The organism is Bacillus sp. GMa5/1 (assembly GCF_050172015.1).
Classification (GTDB): Bacteria; Bacillota; Bacilli; order Bacillales; family Bacillaceae_G; genus Bacillus_A; species Bacillus_A cereus.
The window spans coordinates 23,116-29,326 of sequence record NZ_JBNLYC010000054.1 but is presented as its reverse complement, the minus strand read 5'-3'; the positions used below and the strand labels follow the sequence as shown (position 1 = coordinate 29,326).

Genomic DNA, 6,211 nt, shown 5'->3' with positions numbered 1-6,211 from the left:
TTTTATCCGAATTTTCTGATTCAAATATTTCAACTTTATGAATATAGTAGGTGAAATATTTGTGTGATAGTATTTGAGATAGAAAAAAGCCAACTTTAAAAAGGATGTGAATTGAATGTGCAAACGACTGTAAAGGGTTATATTAAGGAAACGTTTAGCTGTTATTAGTGTAAGGTAAAGATATATTTTGTAACAGTTGATATAAAAATGAAGAAATAGGTACGCTTTCGTTTGTCTGACTATTTTAAATATATGAAAAACAAGAGTGGTTTGAGTTTTGACGAAGTTAAATTCTAGGTGAGATGTCAATAATGATTAATTAAGTTTAATAAAGAGGTACCTTATACGCAAAAGCGTTTATATTAGTAACCTAAGGAGCTTGCTTTTATGAAAACTACTGATTCAAAAGGCCTATTAGGAAATAGGGTTTATTTACAAGTTTTCTCTGCCTATTCATTGCTTATGCTTGGTGTTTTTATTGATATGTTAGCGATTATGACTATGGTTGGGTTTGAATGGGAAGTAGATCCTACTATGATTGGATTGATTCCTGTTGCATATGCACTTCCTGGAATTATTTTTGGCTCATGGGCAGGTGTTATTGCAGATCGTTTTAGAAAAATTCCAATTATGATGTTCTGTAATCTAATGGTTGGTCTAATAACAATTGCTCTTTTATTTGTACAAGATATCCACTGGCTCTTAGTGGCATTAATGATTCGTTCCATTTTTATTGTTTTCTATTATCCTGCACAGCAAACACTAACAAGACAGATTGTATCCCCGGACTTGCTTACTAAAGCAGTAAGTATCAACGGAATAGTAGAGCAGGGTACAAAGATAGTAGGCCCACTTATAGGGGGCATGTTGCTGAGTTGGTTTCAACCAGAGTTCTGCCTCATTATAAGAGCTATAAGTTGTTTATTAGCTACCTTAGTTCTCATACCCACAATAAAATTTAAAGAAACTATATCGAAAGAATTTGTTGAAAAGCAAAAACAAAGTACTTGGACCGCTTGGGTACAAGGGTGGGGCTATGTGTTATCTAATCGGATAATATTATCAACCATGATTTTCGTTACAATAGCCATGGCAGTATTACAATTAGTAGACTCACAATTCCCAACTTTATTTAAGAGCTTATTCCCACATGATAAAAGTAAAATGGGATATATCATTTCTATTATTGGTCTTGGCGGAATACTTGGTGCATTACTAACTCAGAAATTAAAACAATTTCAATATGGCTGGGTAGTATGTGGAGGTATGGTTTTAATGGGAATTGGTTTTGGGGGGATTGGTTTGATAACGCCCGGTACGGTCTTCGTTTTAGCCTATTTAATTAGTTTTATCGCTGGTATTGGAAGTGGGCTGATGCTTGTATCTAATCAAGTCATATTACAAATAGAATCCGATCAAGATCAAGTAGGAAGAGTATTTGGTATACAAAGCAGTTTAACAAACGCAGTTTTAATTATTTCCCCTGCTATGAGTGGCCCATTAGTGCATTTATTTGGAGTAACTCAACTCTATGTTTATGGAGGGATTGGGCTTGTTATTATTGGAGTAATTGGAGTTTCACTGCAGAAATATTTATGGGCTAAACATAAACACGAACCTATAAGAGCAAATAATTTTTGAAGGGAAGATTTTTATGACCAATGAGGAATGTTATCCATTAAGCCACCCGCAGCGAAGAATATGGTATACAGAAGTTGTTCATTCTGATAAAGGAATATGTAATTTAAGATTTTTATTTAAACTTCATCGAAAAATGAACTATTCAAATTTAAACCAAGTTGTGAATCGCGTTATCAGTGAAAATGACGGTCTGTGCATTAGGTTAAAAGAAAATGGGCATCAGGAACCGAAACAATATTTTACTAAACATGAAGAACAAGAATTTGAGTTTTTTGATTTCAGTAATGTGGAGAATACAAATTTGCTTGAGGAATGGATTGAGCAGAAAACAAAAGAAACGTTTACATTATTTAATTCAAATTTATACTATTTCGCTTTAATAAAATTAAACGATAATGAATGTGCAGTCTTTGGAAATGTTCATCATATTATTATGGATGGTTTATCAATTCAAATATTTACTGAGCAGATTGCAAAATATTATTATGACATGCATAACGAGAATGAGGAAGGCGAAATTAAAAATTCATATGTTCAATTTCTGACCAATGAACAAACATACTTGAATAGTAGTCGCTTTCAAAAAGATCAAAAATTTTGGCTAGAGGAATTTAAAACACTGTCATCTGTGACTGGATTGAAGCCTTATAATACGTACCAAGTTAGTACCAAAGCATCACGTGAGACGTTTATATTAACGGAGCATTTGAAGAGAAAGATAGAAGAATTTTCTGAAGATTACAATTTTAGTTTATACACCCTTTTTGTTGCTGCTTTCTCGTTGTCCATGTATCGGTGGACCTCATCGCTTGATATTGGTTTAGGAATGGCTTACGGAAACCGTATGACTAAAATGGAACGAAAATTGATTGGAATGATGGTGAGTACAGTTCCTTTAAGAATGGATATTGATCCAGAAGAAGAAGTACTTTCATTTATTAGTAGGGTGTCCAGAAAACAAAGTAAATCATTAAGGCACCAGAAATATCCATTTGATTTGTTATTAAAGCAGATTAATAAAGAGAATAACAGTAATGTGAGACTTTTCGGAACTACGATTGATTATAGGGATCGTGATGAAAGTGGTGACTCACTATGGATTCCAAACCGTGAAGAAGTACAAGATTTTGCAGTGCATATTGAAAATCTAATTGATATAGACTCTTTACATGTACATATTGATTATCGTGAGGAGCTATTTTCTAAGGAAGAGATAAAACGGTTTTTTAACGTGATGTTAGCGATAATGGAAAACACTTTTGAAAACCCAAAGCAGAAGGTGGCTGAAATAGAAATCATTTCTGAGGAAGATAAAAGAAAAAGTTTAGTTGAGTTCAACAATCCTAAACTGGATGTCCCGCCTCAAGTAACTATTCATGAAATGTTCGAACGGCAAGCGATGATTTATCCAAATGCTATTGCAGTTACGTATGAAAAAGAAAAAATTACTTATAAGGAGCTTAATGGACGTGCAAACCAGTTAGCTCATTATCTGCAGAAAAAAGGAGTAGGACCTGATACTTTAGTTGGACTGTGCGTTGAACGTTCCCACGAGATGATTGTAGGTATTTTAGGGATTTTAAAGGCTGGTGGGGCTTATGTTCCACTTGATCCAACATATCCAGAGCAACGACTTCAATATATTTTAGAAGATGCTAGCATTCAGTTATTCGTAACGCAAGAAAGTTTAAAAGAATTGAACTGGTTACCAGAAAATGTTGAGTCGATTTGCCTGGATCGTGATCAAGATGAGATTGGGAAAGAAAGTAAGACTTTGCCGGTTTCTGGTGTCGGTCCCCAAAATCTGGCATATGTAATCTATACTTCGGGATCAACGGGAAATCCAAAGGGCGTTATGATAGAGCATCACAATGTCATTCGGTTATTTAAATCGACGGATTGTTGGTATCAGTTTAATGAAAAAGATACTTGGACGCTTTTTCATTCGTATGCATTTGATTTCTCAGTATGGGAAATTTGGGGAGCATTATTATATGGTGGAAAATTAGTTGTTGTTCCGTACTGGATTAGTCGATCACCTAAGGATTTTTATCAATTATTGGTGGAGGAAGAAGTCACAGTTCTAAATCAGACACCTTCCGCATTTCGACAATTAATACAAGTGTGTGAACAAGAAGATGAGAATAAAAATTTGCAGCTGCGTTATGTCATATTTGGCGGAGAAGCGTTAGAACCTACTAGCTTGTTACCGTGGTTTCAAAGGTATGGGGAGAAAAACCCACAGTTAATTAATATGTATGGAATTACAGAAACTACAGTTCATGTTACATATTATCCAATTACTTTAGATGATGTGCAGCAGGCTTCAAGAAGTAATATTGGAAAGCGGATTCCCGATTTAGAAGTGTATATACTAGACGCTTATCAACAACCTGTTCCTATAGGTGTTGATGGTGAACTTTATATTGGCGGGGCAGGGCTTGCACGTGGGTATTTAAATAGACCTGAATTAACAGCAGAGCGTTTTATATCTCATCCATTTAGTAGTGATCTGAAAGCAAGATTATACCGGACAGGAGACTTAGCGAGGTATTTGCCAGATGGGAATCTAGATTATCGTGGAAGAATTGATCATCAGGTTAAAATACGTGGTTTCCGAATTGAGATTGGGGAAATTGAGTCTACTTTACATACATATGCATATGTAAAAGAGGTAGTTGTAATTGTAAGAGAAGATCAGCCAGGCGATAAACGATTAGTAGCATATGTTGTAGGAGATGGAAATGTAGATGCGTGGAGAGAGTATCTTAAAGCGAAACTACCAAGTTATATGGTTCCTTCGGGATTTGTGGCGATGGAAGCTATTCCACTTACAGCTAACGGTAAAGTTGATCGTGAGGCCTTACCTATGCCGGAGGAAACGCAGATTAATAGTGAATGTGTTGGCCCTCGGAATAGTAACGAACAAATACTAACTACCATTTGGAAGAGAGTATTAGGTGTTAAAAAGGTGGGAATCTATGATAATTTCTTTGAAATTGGTGGCGACTCGATTCTCAGTATTCAAATCATATCTCAAGCAAGTCAAGTGGGGTTAAAACTTACTCCAAAGCAAATGTTTGAATGCCCAACTATCGCTGAGCTGGCACAAGTGGCTATAGAAACGCAGGGAGTACAAGCGGAGCAGGGAATTGTGATAGGTGATGTGCCTCTTACTCCAATTCAGTGCTGGTTCTTCGAGCAAGAACATCCACATACAGAGCATTGGAATCAATCAATGCTTTTAAGAGTAAAAGAAAGATTGGATGTGAAATTACTAGAGGGAGCGATATTAAATTTACTGAAACATCATGATGCTTTACGTTTCCGGTACGAACAGTTACCAAACGGAACGTGGAGGCAGAGAAATGAAGGGACTGATGAGCTGTCAGTACTCCATGTTGTAAAACGGAATCAAGTTAATGAAAAAGAGTGGAATAAAATAATACAAGAAGAGATGAATATTCATCAAGCTAGTTTCAATTTAATTACTGGTCCGTTAATGAAAGTAGTGTACTTTGAAGATAACTTGACTGAAAATGATCGAATATTCTGGGTGATACATCATTTAGTAGTAGATGGAGTGTCATGGAGGATTCTATTGGAAGATTTACAGGTGGTATATAACCAGATGAAACAAGGTCAAGAAATTCGCTTACCTGCGAAAAGTACATCTTTTAAAGAATGGTCTGAACGACTTCAGACATACAGTGATTCGGGTATTTCAAAAGAAGTAAAGGATTATTGGAATGAACAAGTAGAAAAAGAAACGATGAAAATTCCAATGGACTATCCAATACAAGAAACGACAGAAGAATCGATTGATCAAGTGACGGGGACTTTAGGAATAGAAGAAACACAAGCATTGTTTCACGAAGTTCTAGTCACTCATAAGACAAGGATTGATGAGGTACTATTAACGGCATTAGGACAAGCTATCGTCGATTGTACAAATCAGCAAACCGTTTCTATTCATCTAGAAGGACACGGGAGAGAAGAGATGATTGAAGGTATTGATTTATCAAGGACAGTGGGCTGGTTCACGAGTATTTATCCCGTTCATCTCAATTTTCAAGGAACTCAGACACCTATTGAAGGGTTAAAGGCAGTCAAAGAGCAATTGCGTCGAATTCCAAATCGCGGAGTTGACTATGGTATTTTACGTTACTTGAATAAAGGATTACTTCCGTTTTATCAGCAAAAGCCTTCAATAAGCTTTAACTATTTGGGCCAATTTGATCAGGTGTTTTCAAGGGGCTCTTTGTTTATGCAAGAGACAGGATTTACATTTTTAGATCATGCTCCAGATTCCAAACCATCTCATCTAATTGATGTTATCGGAATGGTGAAAGATGAAAAGTTACATTTTATTTGGATGTATAGTAGGGAACAGTTTTCTAAATTAAAAATTCAAGTGATAGCAGATGGTATGTTGAGGCATCTTCGTCAACTTATAAATAAACCAACAACAGAGTCTGCTTTTACGGTATCAGATTTTGCTGATGCAGAGGATCTTACGGAAGAAAGCTTGAGCAAAGTATTACTTAAATTAACAAAGAAGAGGGTGTAA

The 6,211-nt window shown here is 35.8% G+C and carries 2 protein-coding genes; both read left to right on the top strand.

Annotated elements, in window-relative coordinates; genetic code table 11:
- Positions 1-387 precede the first annotated feature (387 nt).
- Positions 388-1,641, top strand: coding sequence for an MFS transporter (locus ACQGSG_RS14800; RefSeq protein ID WP_325842897.1), 1,254 nt, complete (start codon positions 388-390; stop codon positions 1,639-1,641).
- 13 nt (positions 1,642-1,654) lie between these two features.
- The gene (locus ACQGSG_RS14795) at positions 1,655-6,211 is read left to right on the top strand and encodes a non-ribosomal peptide synthetase (protein ID WP_325842896.1); all 4,557 of its coding nucleotides are present in this window, start codon (positions 1,655-1,657) and stop codon (positions 6,209-6,211) included.

Coding starts and splice junctions, on each gene's coding strand:
- ACQGSG_RS14800 (WP_325842897.1), top strand. CDS start 388: ATGAAAACTACTGATTCAAAAGGCCTATTAGGAAATAGGGTTTATTTA.
- ACQGSG_RS14795 (WP_325842896.1), top strand. CDS start 1,655: ATGACCAATGAGGAATGTTATCCATTAAGCCACCCGCAGCGAAGAATA.